A 20,503-nucleotide genomic window follows, 5' to 3' on the forward strand; every position below is an offset into this window, starting at 1 on the left:
GGTAACCACCCCGCCCCTTGGGAAAGAATTTCCCAAGCGATAAGATCGCTTGCTTTGGGAAAAACTTTCCCGCATAGCCCTCTCATGCGCAGTGTCGAAGACATCATAGCCCTTCTGGGTGGCCCCGAAACCGCCGCCTCTCGCCTGGGCCTGGGCACGGAGGCGCTGCGGAAATGGCGCCAGAACAGCGCCATCCCATCCAAACATTGGGCCGGAATACTGGCCGCCACCGGCCTCTCCCTGAGCGACCTGCCAGGCGCCGATGCCAAAACGGAGACAGCCATGCCCGAAACACCCGACAGCACCCGCGCGCCTGCCGGCGCGACAGCCGCCCTGGTCCTGGCCGATGGCAGCATCTTCTGGGGCCGCGGCTTCGGCGCCCATGGCAGCGCCGTGGCCGAAATCTGCTTCAACACTGGCATGACCGGCTATCAGGAAACCCTGACCGACCCCTCCTATGCCGGGCAGATCATCAACTTCACCTTCCCCCATATCGGCAATACCGGCACCAATGCCGAGGATGAGGAGGCGGCCAACCCCGCCGCCCGCGGCCTGATCGTCAAGCAGGATGTGACCGAGCCGGCGAATTACCGCGCCACCGCCCGGCTGCAGGATTGGCTGAAGCGCCACAACCTGCCCGGCATCGCCGGCGTGGATACCCGCGCCATCACCATGCGCATCCGCGATGGCGGCGCGCCCAATGGCGTGCTGGCCTATCCCGCCAATGGCGCCTTCGACATCCCCGCCCTCATCGCCCAGGCCGCCGCTTGGCCGGGGCTGGAGGGCATGGACCTCGCCCGCGAGGTCACCACCGCGCAGAGCTATCACTGGAATGGCGGCGTATGGGCCTGGGATGGCGGCTTCCCCGCCCCGCCCCCGGCGCGGCACAAGGTGGTGGCCCTCGATTACGGCGCCAAGCGCAATATCTTCCGCTCGCTGGCCGCCTCAGGCTGCGACATCACCGTGCTGCCTGCCACCGCCTCGGGCGAGGAAATCCTTGCCCACAACCCCGATGGTGTCTTTCTGAGCAACGGACCGGGGGACCCGGCGGCCACCGGCATCTACGCCGTGCCCGCCATTCAGGCGGTGCTGGCCGCCGGCGTGCCGATTTTCGGCATTTGCCTCGGCCACCAATTGCTGGCCCTCGCACTCGGCGCCAAGACCTACAAGCTGGCGCGCGGCCATCGCGGCGCCAACCAGCCGGTGCAGGATCTTTCCACCGGCCGGGTGGAAATCACCGCGCAAAACCATGGGTTCGCGGTGGATGAGGCCTCGCTGCCGCATGGCGTGCGGGTCACCCATAAAAGCCTCTTCGACGGCTCGAACGAGGGCATCGCCTGCGACGACCGGCCAGCCTTCTCGGTGCAATACCACCCCGAGGCCTCGCCCGGCCCCTCCGACAGTTTTTACCTCTTCGGCCGCTTCTCCGCGATGATGGAGGCCCGCCGTGTTTGATCTGACGGGCCGAGTCGCGCTGATCACCGGCGGCAATGGCGGCATCGGCCTGGGCATGGCGCAGGGGCTCGCCGCCTGCGGCGCGCGCATCGTCTTCACCGGCCGCCGGGCCGAGAAGAACGCCGCCGCCCTGGCCGCTCTGCCCGCCGGCAGCATCGCCATCGCGGCCGATCTGACCGAGGCCGGCCGCCCCGAATCGGTGCTGGCCGAAACCCTCGAAAACACCGGCCGACTGGACATTTTGGTCAATAATGCCGGCGCCAATATCCGCAAGCGGCCAGAGGAGATCACCGATGCCGAATGGCATTCCGTGCTCTCGCTGAACCTCACGGCCGTGATGCAGTTGACCCGCGCCGCCTACCCCGCGCTAAAAGCCTCAGGCCATGGCCGGATTATCAATATCGGCAGCATTCTGAGCATCTTCGGCGTGCCCTTCTCGCCAGCCTATGGCGCCAGCAAGGGCGCCATCGTGCAATACACCAAAAGCCTGGCCACGGCCTGGGCGATGGATGGCATCACCGCCAATGCCGTGCTGCCCGGCTGGATCGAGACCGAATTGACCGATGGCGCCCGCGCCGTGGTGCCCGGCCTCTATGAGCGGCAATTGGCCCGCACGCCGATGGGCCGCTGGGGCAGGCCTTCGGACCTTTCCGGCATCGCCGCCTTCCTGGCCAGCGATGCGGCGGCGTTTGTCACGGGCACGGCCATTCCGGTGGATGGCGGGTTTTCGTCGGTCGGCTGATGCCCTCCCCCGAAACCCTCGCCATCTTCGCCGCCCTCTCCCTCGGCCTGGCCGCCACGCCGGGGCCGAACATGCTCTATATCGTCACCCGTTCCCTGGCGCAGGGCACCCGGGCGGGCATGGTCTCGCTCATCGGCTGCCAATTCGGCTCGCTCTTCATCATGGTGCTGGCGGCACTCGGCATCACCGCCGCCCTCTTCGCCGTGCCCTATGCCTATGACGCACTCCGCCTGGGTGGCGCCGCCTACCTCGCCTTCCTCGCCTGGCAGAGCATTAAACCCGGCGGCCGCGATCTCTTCGCCCCCCAGCCCTTGCCGCCCGAGCCCTCGCAAAAACTTTTCGCCGTGGGTTTTCTCACCGCCGCGCTCAATCCGAAGGTGGCGCTGTTTTACGTTGCTGTTCTGCCGCCCTTTATCGACCCTGCGGGGCCGGTTCTCGCCCAGGGCCTGATCCTCGGCGCCACCCAGATCATCACCTGCCTCGCCTTCGATGCCCTGCTGGTCTGGGGCTCTGGTGGGGTCTCGCGCTTCCTCGCCACCCGCCCGCTTTGGCTCGCGGCGCAGCGCTGGGTGCTGGGGGCGGCGCTGGCGCTGCTCGCCGTCAAACTCGCCACGACGAGCCGCGCATGATCCTGCATATCATCCTCATCCTGCCGGTGCTGCTCGGCGCCAGCTTCGTCGCCATCGTCACCACAATGGCGCTGCGGCGCGCCTTGCGAGACATGCTGCCCGCCCTCTCAGCCTCGGCCATCATGATGGGCCTCACCCTGTGGGTCGCCGCAATTTTCCCGGCAGAAAACCCCTGGCCATTGGCCATTGTGGTACTGGGCAGCCATGCGGTGGCCTTTGCGGTCATCCGCCTGAGCGAGCGGCGGCGGGGCTGATGGAGATCGCCCTCGGCCTTTTCGCCCTGGCCTATTCGGCAACCGTGCTCTTCGCCCTGGCCGGCGCGCTGCGCAAGCGCCTGCCGCCACGCCGTGCCGCCCTCACCGCCTTTGCCATCTCTGCCGCGCTGCACGCCGCCACCCTATTTGCCGCCCCTGCCGACCAAAGGGCGCTGTTCCTGGCCTTCTGGGCCATTCCCCACATGCTCATCCTGCCCATCCTGCTCTGGATGGCCAGCCGAACCCGCGGATAATTCCCATGCCCAAGCGCACCGACATCAAATCCATCCTCATCATCGGCGCCGGCCCGATCGTCATTGGCCAGGCCTGTGAATTCGACTATTCCGGCGCCCAGGCCTGCAAGGCGCTGCGGTCCGAGGGCTACCGCGTCATCCTGGTCAATTCCAACCCGGCCACGATCATGACCGATCCCGGCCTCGCGGATGCCACCTATATCGAGCCCATCACCCCCGAGATCGTCGAAAAAATCATCGCCAAGGAGCGCCCGGACGCGCTGCTCCCCACCATGGGCGGCCAAACCGCGCTGAACACCGCGCTCAAACTCGACGCCGCGGGCGTGCTGACGAAATACGGCTGCGAACTCATCGGCGCCCGCGCCGACGTCATCGACAAGGCCGAAGACCGGCAGAAATTCCGCAATGCGATGACCAAGATCGGCATCGAAAGCCCCAAATCCGAAATCGCCCATACGATGGACGAAGCCCGCGCGGCGCTGAAGATCGTGGGCCTGCCCTGCGTCATCCGCCCCTCCTTCACCCTCGGCGGCACCGGCGGCGGCATCGCCTACAACACCGAAGAATTCGAGCAGATCATCACCGCCGGCCTCGATGCCTCCATGACCAATGAGGTGCTGGTCGAGGAAAGTGTGCTGGGCTGGAAAGAATTCGAGATGGAGGTCGTGCGCGACCGCAACGACAATTGCATCATCATCTGCTCGATCGAAAACCTCGACGCGATGGGCGTGCACACCGGCGACAGCGTGACCATCGCCCCGGCGCTGACCCTGACCGACCGCGAATACCAGCGCATGCGCGATGCCTCCATCGCCTGCCTGCGCGAAATCGGCGTGGACACTGGCGGCTCCAATGTCCAATTCGGCATCAACCCCAAGGATGGCCGCATGGTCATCATCGAGATGAACCCGCGCGTCTCCCGCTCCTCAGCGCTCGCCTCCAAGGCCACCGGTTTCCCCATCGCGAAAATCGCCGCCAAGCTGGCCGTGGGCTATACGCTGGATGAGCTGAAAAACGACATCACCATGGTCACCCCGGCGAGCTTCGAGCCGACCATCGACTACGTCGTGGTGAAAATCCCCCGCTTCACCTTCGAAAAATTCCCCGGCACCCCCGCCTATCTCACCACCAGCATGAAGAGCGTGGGCGAGGCGATGTCCATCGGCCGTTCCTTCGCCGAGGCGCTGCAAAAGGGCCTGCGCAGCCTGGAGACGGGTTTCTCCGGCCTCGACCCCATCCCCGCCCCCGGCGATGGCAGCAAGCAGGCCTTCATCGCTGCCCTCGCCACCCCCACGCCGGACCGTATCATCATGGCCGGCCAGGCGCTGCGCGCCGGGCTGAGCGTCGAGGAAATCGCCCAAGCCTGCCGTTTCGACCCGTGGTTCCTGCGCGAGGTAGAAAAAATCATCCAGGCCGAGGCCGCCATCGCCAAAACCGGCCTGCCCACCACCGCCCATGCCATGCGCGCCATCAAGGCGCTCGGCTTTTCGGACCGCCAACTCGCCCACATCACCGGCCAGAAGGAGGAGGCTGTCTTCGCCGCCCGCCAAAAACTGGACGTGAACCCGGTCTATAAGCGCATCGACACCTGCGCCGCCGAATTCGCCTCCGATACACCCTATATGTACTCCACCTATGAGGGTGGCTTTGGCACCCCGGTCTGCGAAAGCCGGCCCACTGACGCCAAGAAGGTCATCATCCTCGGCGGTGGCCCGAACCGCATCGGCCAGGGCATCGAGTTCGATTATTGCTGCGTTCATGCCGCCTATGCGCTCAAGGAAGTCGGCATTGAGACCATTATGGTCAATTGCAATCCCGAAACCGTCTCCACCGACCCCGAGACCGCCAATCGCCTCTATTTCGAACCGCTCTTCCATGAGGATGTGCTGGCGCTGATCCGCAAGGAGATGGAAGCCGGCACCCTGCTGGGCTGCATCGTGCAATATGGCGGCCAAACACCACTCAAGCTCTCCCAGGCGCTGTCACGCGCCGGCATTCCCATCCTGGGCACCAGTGCCGACGCCATCGACATCGCCGAGGATCGCGAGCGCTTCCAGGTGCTGCTCAAGGGCCTGGGCCTGGGCCAGCCGCAAAACGGCACCGTGCGCAATATCGAGGAAGCGCTGGTCGAGGCCGAGCGCATTGGCTACCCCGTCGTCGTCCGCCCCAGCTATGTGCTGGGCGGCCGCGCCATGGAAATCGCCTATTCCGCCGAACAACTCCGCCGCTTCGGCGCCGAAGCCGTGAAGGTCTCGGGCGAAAACCCCATCCTCATCGACCAATACCTCGCCGATGCCATCGAGGTGGATGTCGATTGCATTTGTGACCGCGAGGGCCAAGTCTATGTCGCGGGCGTGATGGAACATATCGAGGAGGCGGGCATCCATTCGGGTGACAGCGCCTGCTCGCTGCCGCCCTATTCATTGCCGCCCGCCATCGTCACCGAATTGCGGGCCGAGACCGAGGCCATGGCCCGCGCCCTGAAGGTTCAGGGCCTGATGAATGTGCAATACGCGGTGAAGGACAATGAAATCTTCGTGCTGGAGGTGAACCCGCGTGCCAGCCGCACCGTGCCCTTCGTCGCCAAGGCCACGGGCGTGCCGGTGGCCAAGATCGGTGCTCGCGTCATGGCCGGCGCCCTGCTCAGCGAGTTCAAACTCGATGATGATGCCGTGCCGCGCCACGTGGCTGTGAAAGAGGCGGTCTTCCCTTTCAACCGTTTCCCCAATGTGGATGTGATCCTGGGCCCGGAAATGAAGAGCACGGGCGAGGTCATGGGCCTCGACCTCTCCTTCGAGCGTGCCTTCCTCAAGGCCCAGCTCGGCGCCGGCGTCATCCTGCCGGAAACTGGCACCGCCTTCCTCAGCGTCAAGAATTCCGACAAGCAGGCCGCCATCACCCTGGCCCGGCGCCTGACCGATATGGGCTTTGCCCTATTGGCCACCCGCGGCACCGCCTCCCGGCTGCGTGAGGCCGGCATCGCCTGTGAGCAGGTGAACAAGGTGCTGGAAGGCCGCCCGCATTGCGTGGACAGCATCAAATCCGGCGGCGTGCAGCTGGTGATCAACACCGCCCAGGGCGGCCAGAGCCTGGCCGACAGCTTCGATATCCGCCGTTCCGCCCTCACCCATGGCGTGCCGCATTACACCACTCTGGCCGGTGCCAGGGCCGCAGTGCACGCAATTGCGGCACTTCGCGCCGGAACCCTTGATGTCGCGCCCCTCCAATCCTACTCTAAAGCCTTGTTCTGAGCACCGCAGGGCTGCCAAGCTGCCTTCCCCTGCTCTTCCCCCCAAGTCGCGCAGGCTAGGCCCATGGTGGGCCGGCCTGCCCGCATTTGGGGCTGCTCGTGTTTGAATGAAGGATGGTGTTGCCGTGCAGAAGTTTCCGATGACCGCGGAGGGCCTGGCGAGACTCGAAGAGGAGCTGAAGCACCTGCGCTCGCAGGAACGCCCGGCGGTGATTCGCGCCATTGCCGAGGCCCGCGCCCATGGCGATCTTTCCGAGAACGCCGAATATCACGCGGCGCGCGAGCGGCAATCCTTCATCGAGGGCCGCATCGCCGAGCTGGAGACGATCATTCCCTCCTCGGAAGTGATCGACATCGCTAAGCTCTCCGGCAATCAGGTGCGCTTTGGTGCCAAGGTCACCGTGCTGGATGAGGAGACCGAGCAGGAGAAGACCTATCGCATCGTCGGCCAATATGAGGCCGATATGAAGGATGGCTCGATTTCCATCTCCTCGCCCCTCGCCAAGGCGCTGATCGGCAAGAAGGTGGGCGATAGTGTTGAAGTGCCCGCCCCTGGCGGTGCGCGCGCCTATGAGATCACCGCCGTCGCATTCCGGTGAGTGCGACCAAGATGCAATTGTCGCTCGCCGAGGTGCGGGCGGCGGCGGCGCGCATCCAGGGCGTCGTGCGGCACACGCCCACGATCGAATCGCCCTCGGTCAATGCCGAATGCGGCACGCGGGTTTTCCTCAAGCTTGATAACCTGCAGGCCACCGGCGCGTTCAAAGAACGCGGTGCCGCCAACCGCATTGCCACGCTGAACGCGCGCGAACGGGCCGCCGGCGTCATCGCCATGTCGGCCGGCAACCACGCCCAGGCGGTGGCGCGGCATGCGACGCTGGCGCAAATCAAATCAACCATCGTGATGCCGCGCTTCACACCCTCGACCAAGGTTGTGCGCACCGAGAATTTCGGTGCCAATGTGGTGCTGCATGGCGACACGCTGGCCGAGGCGGCGGCGCATGCCCATGAACTGGCGCTGCGCGAGGGCTATGTCTTCCTGCACCCCTATGATGATGTGGGCGTCATCGCCGGCCAGGGCACGCTGGCGTTGGAATTGCTGGAAGATGTGCCGCAGATCGACACCCTGATCCTGCCCGTGGGCGGCGGCGGGCTGCTGGCCGGCTGCGCCACGGCGGCCGCCGAACTCCGCCCGGGCATGCCCGTCTTCGGCGTGGAGGTCGAGGGCTACCCGGCCATGGCGCAGCGCCTGGCGGGCAAGCCGGTCAGCGTCGGAGGCCCGACGGTGGCCGAGGGCATAGCCGTTCGCGATGTTGGCGAGACGCCGCTCGCCATGATCCGCGCCCTGGGCTGCGAGGTTCTCGTGGTGTCCGAGCTGATGGTCGAGCAGGCCATCGCCCTGCTGGCCGAGGGTGCCAAGGTGGTGGCGGAGGGCGCGGGCGCGGCTGGCCTGGCGGCGGTGCTGGCCTACCCCGAGCGCTTCGCCGGCCGCATCGTCGGCACGACGGTTTGCGGCGGCAACATCGATGCGCGGACGCTCTCGAATGTGCTCCTGCGGCAATTGCTGCGCGATGGCCGCATCCTGCGCCTGCGCTTCGACATTCCCGACCGGCCGGGTGTCCTGGCCGATATCGCCAAGCGCGTCAGCGCCTTGGGCGGCAACGTCATCGAGGTGCAGCACCAGCAGTTGTTCGGCGCGCCGACAGCACAGAGCACCGAGCTGCTGCTGATGATCGAGGTGCGCGACCGGGCGCAGGGCGATGCTCTGGTGGCGGCGCTGGAAGCTGGGGACTACGTGGTGCGGCGGGGATAGGGCGGCGGTGCCTCCTGATTGCCGCAATGGCCCGCCATTCTGTGACCATGATCGCCCCTGACAGCGTGCCCGCCCGACCCCAGACCCCAGCGGGTCACCCCCGATGAAACCCGCCCTGTCGCTTTATCTCGACGCCGTGCGTTTCACCGCGGCGATGGTGGTCTATCTCGGCCATCTGGCCCTGGCGAGTGAGCCCTCCTTTGTCAGCCCGGGCTTTTCCGCCACGTTCAGTGGCCTCTCCGCCTGCATCGATGAGGCGGTGATCATCTTCTTCGTGCTCTCGGGCTTCGTCATCGCCCATGCCACCGCTGCGCGGCCGACCACGCCCGAGGCCTATGCCACCGCCAGGCTGGCGCGGCTCTACTCGGTGGCGCTGCCGGCGCTGCTGGCGACCCTGGTGCTGGACATGCTGGGCCGCGCCATCGCACCGGCCTTCTATCCGCCCTTCGCGCCGCAGCCCTTCCTCGGCGCGCTCCTCTTCCTCAACCAGCTTTGGTATATTGATGTTGGGGCGGGCTCGAATGGGCCGTATTGGTCGCTGAATTTCGAGTTTTGGTATTACGTCCTCTTCGGCATGATCCTGTTTCTGCGCGGCTGGCAGCGGGTGGCGGCGGTGTTGGCCACGCTGCTGGTCTGCGGGCCGCAGATCGCGCTGTATTCGCTGCTCTGGTTCGCCGGAGTCGGGCTGCATGGGCTAACCCAGCGGCTGCGGCTTTCCCAGGGCCTGGGGCTGGGCCTCTTCCTGCTGGGACCGGTGATCTTCTTCCTGGCGGTGAACCACCCCGTGCCCGGCGAGGCCTTCATGCTCGACCGCCTGGCCTGGCTTCTGCGCGATTCCAATATCTTGCATGATAGCGTCATCGCGCTCGCCTTCGGCATGCATCTTCTGGGCTGCCACAGCCTGGCAGCCTGGCTGGAGGCGCCGCTGAGCGCCATCGCCCGGCCGCTGCGCTGGCTGGCTGGCAGCACCTTCACCATCTATCTTTTCCACATGCCACTCAGCCGCTTCCTCGCGGCGGTGCTGCCCACGCCGCCCGGGCCTTGGTCCGGGCCGCTGCTGCTGGCGCTGGGTTTCCCCCTGCTGCTGGCCATCGCGGCGGTGACCGAGCGGCGCAAGCAGCCCTGGGTGCGGCTGTTCACCGCCGCCTTCGCGCCATTTCGTCGGCCGGCGCAGGCTGCCCCGGTCGGGGGGACGAACCACCTCAGGCCGGGGCAGCCACCACCCGGCCACGCCGCAACCGGCTGATGCCAAAGGCCAGCGCGAGGCCAACCAGGATGACCGCCCCCGCCAGCAGCGGCCGAAAGGTCAGCCAGGCGATGGCGATGATCACCGGCGCCACCACCAAGGTCAGCATCGCTGCCAGCACCCCGGTGCCAAAACCCACCAGCCAACCCAGCGGCGGAATGATATCGGCCAGCACCTTCAACGGCGCGAAAAGCAGCCAAAAGGCAAAGAAAATCACCAGCCCCCCCGCCAGGCGAAGCGCCCAAGTCAGGATCGCATTATCGTCTTCGGCGGCGGCGAACATCGCTGCGGCGGGCATCCTGCCGGTCTGCACCATCATCAGCGCATCGCCGGCGCGGGTGGCATAGGGGCCAAAGCCATCCCCGGTCTGCGCCGCCACGATGGATAGGCTTTCGGGCCTGGCCATCCGCCAACTCACCCGCAAATCCCCCACCCGCGGCGCATTGGCATCCTGGCCAATAAAGCGCGTGGGTTGGTCGATATCCTGCTCTGCATCAACCTCATTGATCTGCGGCGCCTCCAGCCGGAAGGCACCCAGGCGGGCATTCTCGGCATTCCAACTGCGCGATACCCAGCGCGGCTGCGGATTCTGATGCCCCTCGGGCTGATGGAAGCGGGCGCTATCAACGCGCCCCTCCCGCCAGCCACGGCTATAGGAATAGGTCGTCACCGTCTCGGTGCCGCCGCCGAGGCGATTGCGGGTCTCGCTGCGGCTTTCCTCCAGCCACTGATACATCTCCACCCGGCGGAACAGCCGAAGCGCCCCGGCGGGGGCCGTGACTTTTAGCTCCGCATCCTGCGGTGGGCTGGGGATGGTGAGCGTGCCCGCCACATGAACCAGACGGCCCTCGCGCGCAGGGTCAATGCGATCAGTGGCGACGGAGACAACAACCCCCGCACCCTCGGTCAGGCTGCGGGCGGTCTGCACCGCGCGGCCCTCATTCCAGAACAGCAAAACCCCGCCGGCCGGCATGAGGAGCAGCCCAATTACCAGCCCCGTCAGCGCGCCACCAATGCGCGAGAACCAGGATTGCTGCGTGGTCTCGGTAAAAGATTGCTGCGTGGTCTCGGTAAAAACCTCGCTGATCTCGCCGCCGTCACTGCTGTCGATCATGCCCCACTCCTTTGCCCTCCCGCATCATGACAAACGACTGCAGGCCAAGGAAACGGGCATTAATCGGCGTTGCGAACCTTCACAAGAGTGAAAAGTCCGGCAGGCGGGCAGGGGTCACGGCTCTCCACCCTTGTCACCGCCGGGTCCAGCAAATCCTCGATCATGAAATCGGGATGCCAGCCCAGCACCCGTGCCAGCGGCGCCATGCTGCGCTCCACCCACCAGCGGAAACCATTCTCGGCGGCGAAATGATTGACGAAGAGCAAATGCCCACCCGGCCGCACCACCCGCGACATTTCGGCAAAGAGCTTCTTCGCATCCGGCACCACTGAGGCGGTGAACATCGCCACCGCAATGTCAAAGCTGCCCGATGCGAAGGCCATATTCTCGGCATCCATCTCCAGCAGGCCATGCACATTGGCCAAAGCCTGCTCGCCCACCTTCTCCTGCGCCTTGAGCAGCATCTCGCGTGAGAGATCAATGCCCACCACATCAAGGTCGGGCCGGTACAGCGGCAAAGCCAGCCCCGTGCCCACACCCACCTCCAGCACGCGCGGGCCCGGCAGCAGGTTCACCGCCGCCACGGCGCGCTTGCGCCCAAAGGCCGAGACCCCGCCAAACACCACATCATAAACCCCCGCCCAGCGGCGATAGGCTTCCCGAACCGAGGCCGCATCCAGGGCGGCGCGAGGATGGTCCCTGTCCTGGGTGATACCGATAATGGACATGGATGTATTTCTTCTCCGGCCTTACGGAGGCTGCGATAGTCCCGCTACGGTTTGATGTCTAGCGGATTTCAGTTTTATGGATTTTGTGTGTCAATCATGGCCGGCGCCGATCAGGCAGCACCGCCAGAATCCCGCCGCAGAAGATCACCGCCGCGCCCATCAGCGTCCAGCGGTCCGGCAGGTCAGCAAAGACCAGCCACCCCGCCACCCCGGCCCAGACAAGCTGCGAATAGGAAAGCGGCGCCAGCACCGAAACCGGCGCCCGGGCATAGGCCAGCACCAGCAGCCCATGGCTCGCACCGCCGATCACGCCAATCGTCACCAGCAGCAGCCATTCGAAGGGCCTGGGCCATATCCAAACGAAGGGCAGGGCGAGGGATGAGACCACCGTCGCCACTAGCCCGGTGTGCAGGATGGTGGTGCGCGGGTCATCGCGCGCCGCCAGCTGGCGGGTGAGGATGGTGTAGAGCGCGAAAAGCGCCGCCGAGCCCAGCGGCAGCAAATAGGCCGGGTGGGGCGCCGCCTCGCCGGTGATAAAGGGCGGCCGCACCGCCACCATCACCCCCGCCAACCCCAAACCCACGCCCAGCCAGCGCCGGGGCGAGACCTTTTCCCCCAGGAACAATGCCGCCGCCGCCACGCTCAGCAGGGGGGCGGCGAAATTCACCGCCGTGGTATCGGCCAGCGGCAGAAAAACCAGCGCCGAGGAGAAAAAAAAGGTGCAGCCCGTCAGCGTCAGGCTGCGCGCCGCCTGCAGCCCCGGCGCGCGCGAACGCCACGGCACCCGCCCCCGGCTGGTCAGCCAAAAAAACAGCCAGACCGTCAGCGTCGAAAAGAAAAACCGCGACCACGCCAATTGCGCCACCGCGAAATGCCCGGTCAGCAGCTTGAACACCGTGTCCATGCAGACAAACAGCACCAGGGCAATGAGTTGCAGGGCAATGCCGAAAAGCGCTGAGTTGGTGCTGATCACAACCCCATCATCGGCCACAAACCGCCGCGCGGGAACTGCCATGCGGCCAGGCCATTGCAGCCACCCCCGCCTATTGATGCCCATGGCCAATTTTCCTCTGGCCTTTCGCCGCCCAGACGCCTATGTGGCTTCGCAACAAGCCCCAAGGCCCGTCATTTCTCACCCCGGTTCGCAGTCGCGGCCCGGGTGCTTGTTATGGCGAGCCTTTCACCGCCTGAAGGCCCTTTTCATATGTCCATGCGTAACCTCGCCATCATCGCGCACGTTGACCACGGCAAGACCACCCTGCTGGATCAGCTGCTCAAGCAGGCTGGAACCTTCCGCGAAAACCAAGCCGTGGCCGAACGCGCCATGGACCGCAATGATCTCGAGCGCGAGCGCGGCATCACCATCCTGGCCAAATGCACGGCCGTGGAATGGGAAGGCGTGAAGCTCAACATCGTCGATACCCCCGGCCACGCCGATTTCGGTGGCGAGGTGGAGCGCATCCTCTCCATGGTCGATGGCGCCATCCTGCTGGTCGATGCCGCCGAGGGCGTGTTGCCGCAGACCAAATTCGTGCTCGGCAAGGCCTTGGCGCGCGGCATCAAGCCCATCGTCATCGTCAATAAGATCGACCGTCAGGACGCCCGGCACGAAGAAGTCCACAACGAAGTCTTCGACCTCTTCGCCGCCCTCGACGCGACGGATGAGCAGCTCGATTTCCCCATGCTCTACGCCTCCGGCCGCCAGGGCTGGGCGGATGAGGTGATCGACGGCCCGCGCAAAGACCTCTCGGCGCTGTTCAACCTCATCCTGCGCCATGTGCCCGAGCCCGGGCTGGACGCCACGCTCCCCTTCGCGATGAACGCCGCCATCCTGGAGAGCGACAATTTCCTCGGCCGCATCCTCACCGGCCGCGTGGAGCAGGGCGTCGCCCGCCTGAACATGCCGGTCAAAGTGCTGCGCCCCGATGGCACGCAGATCGAGACCGGCCGCCTGACCAAGCTGCTCACCTTCCGTGGCCTGGAGCGCGTGCCGGTGGAGAGCGTGCAGGCAGGCGACTTCATCGCCATCGCCGGCCTGTCGGATGCCACCATCCCTGACACGATTTGCGAGCCCTCGGTGATGGCGCCGCTGGTCTCCGTGCCCGTCGATCCGCCGACCCTCGCCATGACCTTCCGCGTCAATGACGGCCCGCTGGGTGGCCGCGAGGGCAAGAAGGTCACCAGCCGCCAGATCCGCGACCGCCTGGCCAAAGAGGCCGAGGGCAATGTCGCCATCCGCGTCACCGTCTCGACCGAAACCGACGCTTTCGAAGTCGCCGGCCGTGGCGAACTCCAACTCGGCGTGCTGATCGAGACCATGCGCCGCGAGGGTTTTGAACTCACCATCGGCCGCCCCCGCGTGCTGACCCGCACCAATGAGGAGACCGGCGAGAAGGAAGAGCCCTTCGAGGAAGTCCTGGTCGATGTCGATGAAGGCTTCACCGGCGTGGTCGTGGAAAAGCTCTCCATCCGCAAGGCGCAGATGCAAGACATGCGGCCCTCCGGTGGCGGAAAGGTTCGCATCACCTTCATCATGCCCAGCCGCGGGCTGATCGGCTATCACGGCGAATTCCTGACCGATACGCGCGGCACCGGCATCATGAACCGGCTCTTCGCCGGCTATCAGCCCTGGGCTGGCAATATCGAGGGCCGGGTCAAGGGCTCGCTGATCTCCAACTCCGATGGCGAGGCGGTGCAATACGCGCTCTTCGCCCTTCAGGAGCGTGGCACGCTGTTCGTGAACCCCGGCGACAAGGTCTATGAAGGCCTGATCCTGGGCGAGAACAGCCGCGAAAACGATCTGGACGTGAACCCGATCAAGGAAAAGAAGCTGACCAATATCCGTGCCGCCGGCAAGGATGAGGCGCTGCTGCTGATCCCGCCCCGGCGCATGAGCCTCGAGCAGGCGATTGCCTATATCGAGGATGACGAATTGGTCGAGGTCACGCCCTCGGCCGTGCGTCTGCGCAAGCGCTACCTTGACCCCAATGAGCGCAAGAAGAACGCCAAGCGTTCGGAAAGCGCCGCGGCCTGAGATGGTGGGCGCAGCTGCTGGAACCGCCAGCAGGGTGCTTAAAAGGCTGATGACCGGAAAAAAGAGCGAGAGGGCAAAGCCCGGGCTTTGCCCTCTCGAGCTCTCACACCAGGGTCGACATGTATGTCGACGATTTTCCTGGACCTTTGATGAACTGGGTATATCAATAATCTAACGAAGGTGCAGGAAACTAAGTTTCCTGCTGGGGTGCTCGAGGGGCAAAGCCCCTCGATCTTATTTCCACGCGCTGACCGTCTTCCAGCAGCCTCCTAGCCCAGTTCAAAGCTGGTAATTCCAAAGATTTTCTCCCGCGCCATCACAGGCACCGGCCCGACATACATCCGCGCAGTCTCAAAGCCCTTCGCCATGCCAAGCCCCAGCGCCAGCCGCACCGCGGCTTCATGGTTCTCCGGCACATCCAGCGTCAGCATGCCGTGGCCATGCTGCCCCAGCCCCGCGAGCAGCAGGGCCGCATCGGCCTCGGTCTCGGCGAAGAGCGGGCCAATCTTCACCCCCTCGCGGCAGGGTCGCGCCACGCCAAAACCGCGCATTCCCCCATTATCCCTTCTGGGCAAGGCGAGGGCGAGGTGCCCCTCCGTCTCCATCCATGCCCGCAAAAACGCCGGCCGGGGCGCGCCAAAACACGCCGCGTCATAATCCACCAGCGCCTCGAAGGGCATGGAAGCGGCCAGCGGCAGCGCCACAGGCGGCGGTGTCGGCCGCGTCATGCCGGTGTAGCGCGCATTGTTCCAGGCCAGCGCAAAACCCGATTTGCGGTAATTCCCCTGCTGCGCCACCACGCCATCAAGGCCAATCACCCGCCCCTCCAGCCGCGCCATGCCCGCCCGCCACAGCGCCAGCCCATGGCCCCGCCCGCGCATCTCCGGCGCCACAATATAGAAGCCGATAAACCCCAGACCCGCGCCATAGCGCACCGCGGACATACAAGCGACCGGTCGCCCCGCCTCCTCGGCCAGCAGAAACCCGCCAGGATCCTCGGCCAGAAAAGCCGGCACATCCGCCAGCCCCGGATTCCACCCCTCGGCCGCGGCCCATTCCACCGCCAGCATCACCTCTGGCGCGGTCATCGTGCGAATATTCAGCATGCGGCCAGCTTAGGCGATGCCAGCACATTTCGAAAACCAACCCGCCGATTTGACCATTGCGAATGCCGCCGGAGACGCCATGCTGGAGCCATGGCCTCCACTCCCGCTTCCGCCCCCACCACCCCCGACCCCAGCCCCGCCGAGCTTCTCGCCGCGCGCCCCATGCTGCGCATGGACCCCTCCGCCGGCCTGTGCATCGAGGATGTCCCCCTCGCCCGTCTGGCCGATGCGGTGGGCAGCCCCGCCTGGGTCTATTCCGCCTCCACCCTGCGCCGCCGCGCCCGCGCCCTGACCGGCGCGCTGGAGGGTGCGGCGCTGCGAGCAAAAGTGCATTTCGCCGTCAAGGCCAATCCCAATTTGGCCGTGTTGGCGCTGCTGGCGGCCGAAGGCCTGGGCGCCGATATCGTCAGCGAAGGCGAATTGCGCCAGGCCCGCGCCGCCGGCATTCCCGCCAGCCACATCGTCTTCTCCGGCGTGGGCAAAACCGAGCGCGAACTCCGCCTGGCCATCGCCGAGGATATTTCCCAGGTGAACCTCGAAAGCGCCGAGGAGGCCGAGATGCTCTCCGCCCTCGCCGTCTCCCTGGGTCGCACTATGCGCGTGGCGCTGCGCGTCAACCCCGATGTGGACGCCAAGACCCACGCCAAGATCACCACCGGCACCAGCGAGAATAAATTCGGCGTCGATTTCCCCCTCGCCCCGGCGCTTTATGCCCGCATCGCCGCCCTGCCAGGGCTCGAACCAGTGGGCCTCGCCGTGCATATCGGCAGCCAGATCACCCAGGGCGTGGGCGCCTATACCGCCGCCTATCGGCGCCTCGGCGAATTGGTGGTGGCGCTGCGCGGGCAGGGCCTACCCGTGCCGCGGGTGGATTGCGGCGGTGGCCTGGGCATTTCCTACCGCGATGAAGCCCCTGCCTCGCCCGAGGCGCTGGCCGGCGCCATCCAATCCGGCCTGGGCAATCTGGGGCTGGAGCTGATGCTCGAACCCGGCCGCTGGATTTGCGGCCCCGCCGGCATCCTGCTCGCCCGCGTCGTCATCCAAAAACAAGGCACCGCGCGCCGCTTCGTGGTGATTGACGCCGCGATGAACGACCTGCTGCGCCCTGCCATGTATGACAGTTGGCACGGCATCCTGCCCGTCTCACCGCACAGCTTCGCCGCCCCCCTCGCCCCGGCCGATGTGGTCGGCCCGGTTTGCGAAAGCTCGGACACCTTCGCCCAGGGCCGCGCATTGCCCGACCTGCCAGCCGGAGAATTGGTGGCGATTCTCGATGCCGGCGCCTATGGTGCCTCCATGAGCAGCACCTACAATGCCCGCCCGCTCGCCGCCGAGGTGCTGGTGCAAGGCGGAGAATGGTCCGTCATCCGCGCCCGCCAGGGCTATGAGGCGCTGCTCGCCGGCAGCCGCATCCCCGACTGGGTGCGTGCTTGACGCAAGCCGGGCCCCCGGGCCTGCGCGTCCGGCGCCTCCTGGCCCGTGCGGCCCTGGGCTGGGAGCTGCTTTGGCCCGGCGCCTGGCCGGTGCTCGCGGTGCTGGGGGTTTTCCTGCTCCTGGCCCTGCTTGGCCTTCCGGCATTCCTGCCCCCCTGGCTGCATAGCCTGGGCCTTTTGGCCTTCGCCGCTTCCCTGGCCCTTGTGCTGCGCCGCGCCTGGCAAGGCTGGCGCATCCCCGATGCCCAGGCGGCCGAAAGGCGGCTGGAACGCGCCTCCGGCCTTAGCCACCGTCCCCTCTCCGTGATGGCCGACCGCCCGGCGGGCAATGACCCCCTGGCGATGGCCATCTGGCAGGCGCATCAGGCCCGCATGGCGGCGCGCATCCGCCAGCTTCGGGTGGACCTGCCCCGCCCCGGCCTCGCAGCGCGGGACAAGCGGGCCCTGCGCGCCGGAATGGCGGTGGCCCTTATCGCCGCCTTCGGCATCGCCGGCGATGCCGCGCCCGAGCGGCTGCGCCGCGCCATTCTGCCTGGCTTCGCCAAGCCTGAACCCGCTGCCGCCCAGCGGATCGAGGCCTGGGTCACCCCCCCCGCCTATACCGGTGCCCCGCCCATTTTCCTCTCCGCAAGCGGCGGCCAGGCCACCGTCCCCGCCGGCAGCCGCATGAAGCTCACCCTCTCCGGCCGCCCCGGCACCGCGCCCGAACTCACCGGCCCCGCCGGCACCATCACCCTGCAAGGCCTCGATGCCAGCAGCTTCGCCGGCGAATTGCCCCTGACCGCGCCCGCCCGCCTCACGCTGCGCCGCGATGGCGCAGTGCTGGCGGAATGGAACCTCGCTTTGCAGGCCGATGCGCCGCCGCTGGCCAGCTTCCCCGAGCCCCCCGCCCGGGCGCAGCGCGGCCTCACCCTGCGCATCCCCTGGCGGGCCGAGGATGATTGGGGCGTGCACAGCCTGCGCTTTGAATTGCGCCTGAGCGCGCGCCCCGAGGCGCCGCCCCTCACCCAGGACATCCCGCTCCCCCCCGGCACCCCGCGCCAGGCCCGCGGCATCGCATCGCCCGATCTCTCCGCCCACCCCTGGGCCGGCCTGCCGGTGCGCCTCAGCCTCACCGCGCAGGATGGCGTGGGGCAGGTGGGTGCCTCCGAGCCGGTCGAGATCACCCTGCCCGAGCGCAGCTTCACCCATCCCGTGGCCCGGGCGCTGGTCGCCATCCGCCGTGACCTCTCTTTGGCCCCCGAGGCGCGCGACACCGCCCGCCGCGCCCTGGAGCAACTCGCCACCGCCCCCGACGCCTTTGAAAACGACACCACAACCGCCCTCGGCCTGCGGGTGGCGCGCAACCGCCTGTTGCAGCGCCGCGCCGGCGCGGTGGAGGAGGCGCAGGAACTGCTCTGGGACATGGCGCTAGCGCTGGAGGAAGGCCGCGAGGGCCGCACCGCCCGCGCCCTGGCCCAGGCCCGGCAAGCCCTGCGCGAGGCGCTGCAAAATGCGGAACGGCAGAATCAGGAGCGTGCCAATAACGACCCCGCCCGCCAGCAGGCCGAGCGCCGCATCCAGGACCTGCGCGAGGCGATCCGCCGCCACCTCGAAGCCATGGCCGAGCGCCTGCAGCGCGAAAACGCCGAAAGCCTGAGCGAATTGCCGCAAAACCGGGCCGATCAGCGCGAGATCAACCGCCGCACCGAGCGCCTGCGCGAGGCCAATCGCGAAAACCGTATCCCCGACGCCGAGCGCGAATTGGCCGAGCTGGAGGAGATGCTGCGCAACCTCGAGGAGGGCCGCCAGGCCCGCGGCGAAGACCCCGAGCGCCAGCAGCAGCGCCAACGCGGCCAGCAGCAAATGGGCGTGGTGCAGGATATGCTCCGCCGCCAGGGCGAGATGCTCGACCATGGCCAGCGCCGCATCGAGGCCGAGGAGGCCCGCCGCAACCAGCTCCGCCGCAGCCAGGGCGCCCAAAATCCGCCCCCCGCCACCCAAGCCGTGCCGCAAACCGCCGATGCCCGCCGCCAGCGCGCCCTGCGCCGCGCCCTGGGCGAGCTGATGCAGCAATATGGCGACCTGACCGGCGAGGTGCCCCAAGCACTCGGCCGCGCCGACCAGGCGATGCGCGAGGCGCAGGCGGCGCTATCCGAGGGCGGCGATGCGCGAGACCCGCAAAGCCGCGCCATGCGCCACCTGCAGGAGGGCGGCCGGCAGATGGCCCAGCAAATCCAGCGCCAATTCGGCCAACAGCCCGGCCAGGGTGAGGGTGAGGGCGAGCCCGGTGATGCCGATCTGGCCGGCAATACCGAGGAGGGGGCCGAGGGCGAAGGCGAGGGAAGCGAGATGGGCGAAGGCCGCGACCCCTTGGGCCGCCGCGCCCGAGATGTCTCGGGCAATGCCGATCAGGGCAGCGATACCCGCCTGCCCGAGGAGGCCGAGCAAATGCGCAGCCGCCGCATCCTCGATGAACTCCGCCGCCGCGGCGCCGAGCGTGAGCGCGCCGTCGAAGAGCTGGACTATATCGAGCGGCTGCTCAGGCGCTTCTGATCAGATCGTCTCGTCCTGCGCGCTGTTGAAATGCGCCTCGCCATTGCGCCGGGTGCGCTCCTCGCGCCCGGTGTTGCAATGATGCTCGCTGAACAGCGCGCTGCCCGGATGGGTGATCTCCATCTTGGCCCGCACCCGGCAGACCAGGCGATTGGTGGCCCCGGCGCTGGCGCCATGCCAGCGCCGCAGCGCCTCGGCCCAGCCATGCTCCTGGCCCCAGCGGGCCAGCATGCCGCCGGCCCAATCGGCCGAAAGCCTGGCATCAAGCGGCCAGGTCTCACCACGGGCATGCAGCCGGGCATTCACCTGCATGCAGCCCGCCATCACATTGCGGCTGCGCGAGGCGGCGCGCAGCAGCGCGGCAGCGGCGTCCGGTGATGCCGGAAACACCGCCCGGCCGCCAATATTCATCGCATAGGCGTGCATGCCACTTTCCGAGAGCGCGATTGCGCTCAGCAGGCCCGGCGGCAGGCCATGAATATGCTCGGCCCGGCGGGTGGCCTCAAGGCAGGCCGCGCGCGGCGAGCCCTGGAAGATGGTGGATACGGCGAAGCTGCCGCCGCTGGCCACCGGCCGAAAATCCTGCGGCCGGTCGGGCAGGCGGGGGGCACGGGCATATTGGTTGTGGCGGCGGGCGCGGGCATGGCGGGTCTGGCTGGGTGCGGCATGAGGGGCCGCCTTGGCGGCGGCAGGGCGGGCCTGAGGGCGCTCGGCCTGGGCCGGCCGGGCTTGCGCTGAAAATGCCAAGGGCCCGCAGGCCAAAACGGCGGCGAGGGTCATCATCGTTATACCGCGATGGGGAGCTGGGGGTTCCATCACGCGCGGAGGGAGGGCCGGGTGGCGCAGACCTTGGGGGGTCCACGGAGCAATCTCGGTCTTCATGAAACATTAAGTAGCATGGCGTGAAGAT

General features: G+C 67.0%; 17 protein-coding genes. 12 read left to right on the top strand and 5 right to left on the bottom strand.

Annotated elements, in window-relative coordinates:
- The first annotated feature begins 84 nt into the window (after window positions 1-84).
- From carA to ABWP84_RS08045, 9 genes are all read left to right on the top strand, one after another.
- On the top strand, window positions 85-1,455 hold the full coding sequence (gene carA, locus ABWP84_RS08005) for a glutamine-hydrolyzing carbamoyl-phosphate synthase small subunit (protein WP_353211491.1): 1,371 nt from the start codon (window positions 85-87) through the stop codon (window positions 1,453-1,455).
- Window positions 1,448-2,197 (top strand): SDR family oxidoreductase, encoded by a 750-nt coding sequence (locus tag ABWP84_RS08010; protein WP_353211492.1) that lies wholly within the window; start codon window positions 1,448-1,450, stop codon window positions 2,195-2,197. Before carA ends, ABWP84_RS08010 begins: the two co-directional genes overlap by 8 nt.
- Complete coding sequence (locus ABWP84_RS08015) at window positions 2,197-2,826, top strand: LysE family translocator (RefSeq protein ID WP_353211493.1); 630 nt, start codon at window positions 2,197-2,199, stop codon at window positions 2,824-2,826. Before ABWP84_RS08010 ends, ABWP84_RS08015 begins: the two co-directional genes overlap by 1 nt.
- A complete protein-coding gene (locus ABWP84_RS08020) occupies window positions 2,823-3,080 on the top strand; it encodes a hypothetical protein (protein ID WP_353211494.1) in 258 nt (85 codons plus the stop codon). The genes ABWP84_RS08015 and ABWP84_RS08020 overlap by 4 nt, the downstream gene beginning before the upstream one ends.
- The gene (locus ABWP84_RS08025; RefSeq protein ID WP_353211495.1) at window positions 3,080-3,334 is read left to right on the top strand and encodes a hypothetical protein; all 255 of its coding nucleotides are present in this window, start codon (window positions 3,080-3,082) and stop codon (window positions 3,332-3,334) included. Before ABWP84_RS08020 ends, ABWP84_RS08025 begins: the two co-directional genes overlap by 1 nt.
- Before the next feature lie 5 nt (window positions 3,335-3,339).
- The gene (gene carB, locus ABWP84_RS08030; protein ID WP_353211496.1) at window positions 3,340-6,585 is read left to right on the top strand and encodes a carbamoyl-phosphate synthase large subunit; all 3,246 of its coding nucleotides are present in this window, start codon (window positions 3,340-3,342) and stop codon (window positions 6,583-6,585) included.
- Between the two features lie 124 nt (window positions 6,586-6,709).
- Window positions 6,710-7,183, top strand: a complete 474-nt coding sequence (gene greA / locus ABWP84_RS08035) for a transcription elongation factor GreA (protein WP_353211497.1) — start codon at window positions 6,710-6,712, stop codon at window positions 7,181-7,183.
- An 11-nt stretch (window positions 7,184-7,194) separates the two neighbouring features.
- Window positions 7,195-8,397: a threonine ammonia-lyase gene (locus tag ABWP84_RS08040; RefSeq protein ID WP_353211498.1), complete on the top strand. Its 1,203-nt coding sequence runs from the start codon at window positions 7,195-7,197 to the stop codon at window positions 8,395-8,397.
- A 103-nt stretch (window positions 8,398-8,500) separates the two neighbouring features.
- On the top strand, window positions 8,501-9,643 hold the full coding sequence (locus tag ABWP84_RS08045) for an acyltransferase (protein ID WP_353211499.1): 1,143 nt from the start codon (window positions 8,501-8,503) through the stop codon (window positions 9,641-9,643).
- On the opposite strand, the gene ABWP84_RS08050 is transcribed toward ABWP84_RS08045, so the two are convergent.
- The 3 genes from ABWP84_RS08050 to ABWP84_RS08060 all read right to left on the bottom strand — a co-directional run bounded on the left by ABWP84_RS08050 (window position 9,600) and on the right by ABWP84_RS08060 (window position 12,500).
- Window positions 9,600-10,757, bottom strand: a complete 1,158-nt coding sequence (locus ABWP84_RS08050; protein ID WP_353211500.1) for a TMEM43 family protein — start codon at window positions 10,755-10,757, stop codon at window positions 9,600-9,602. The genes ABWP84_RS08045 and ABWP84_RS08050 overlap by 44 nt on opposite strands.
- A 59-nt stretch (window positions 10,758-10,816) precedes the next feature.
- Complete coding sequence (locus ABWP84_RS08055; protein ID WP_353211501.1) at window positions 10,817-11,485, bottom strand: class I SAM-dependent methyltransferase; 669 nt, start codon at window positions 11,483-11,485, stop codon at window positions 10,817-10,819.
- 94 nt (window positions 11,486-11,579) lie between these two features.
- Window positions 11,580-12,500, bottom strand: coding sequence for a DMT family transporter (locus ABWP84_RS08060; RefSeq protein WP_353211502.1), 921 nt, complete (start codon window positions 12,498-12,500; stop codon window positions 11,580-11,582).
- Between the two features lie 189 nt (window positions 12,501-12,689).
- Here ABWP84_RS08060 and typA point away from each other — a divergent pair, with 189 nt between their 5' ends.
- On the top strand, window positions 12,690-14,519 hold the full coding sequence (gene typA, locus ABWP84_RS08065; protein WP_353211503.1) for a translational GTPase TypA: 1,830 nt from the start codon (window positions 12,690-12,692) through the stop codon (window positions 14,517-14,519).
- Between the two features lie 269 nt (window positions 14,520-14,788).
- On the opposite strand, the gene ABWP84_RS08070 is transcribed toward typA, so the two are convergent.
- Entirely contained in the window at window positions 14,789-15,625 is an 837-nt protein-coding gene (locus tag ABWP84_RS08070; protein ID WP_353211504.1) for a GNAT family N-acetyltransferase, read from the bottom strand.
- A 90-nt stretch (window positions 15,626-15,715) separates the two neighbouring features.
- Between ABWP84_RS08070 and lysA the strand changes: the two genes are divergently transcribed.
- Both lysA and ABWP84_RS08080 read left to right on the top strand, forming a co-directional pair.
- The gene (gene lysA, locus ABWP84_RS08075) at window positions 15,716-17,059 is read left to right on the top strand and encodes a diaminopimelate decarboxylase (RefSeq protein ID WP_353211505.1); all 1,344 of its coding nucleotides are present in this window, start codon (window positions 15,716-15,718) and stop codon (window positions 17,057-17,059) included.
- Window positions 17,056-19,593, top strand: a complete 2,538-nt coding sequence (locus ABWP84_RS08080; protein ID WP_353211506.1) for a DUF4175 family protein — start codon at window positions 17,056-17,058, stop codon at window positions 19,591-19,593. The genes lysA and ABWP84_RS08080 overlap by 4 nt, the downstream gene beginning before the upstream one ends.
- On the opposite strand, the gene ABWP84_RS08085 is transcribed toward ABWP84_RS08080, so the two are convergent.
- Window positions 19,594-20,376 (bottom strand): hypothetical protein, encoded by a 783-nt coding sequence (locus tag ABWP84_RS08085; RefSeq protein WP_353211507.1) that lies wholly within the window; start codon window positions 20,374-20,376, stop codon window positions 19,594-19,596.
- Window positions 20,377-20,503 lie beyond the last annotated feature (127 nt).

Origin of the sequence: Rhodovarius sp., assembly GCF_040399605.1 — a bacterium.
GTDB lineage: Bacteria > Pseudomonadota > Alphaproteobacteria > Acetobacterales > Acetobacteraceae > Rhodovarius > Rhodovarius crocodyli_A.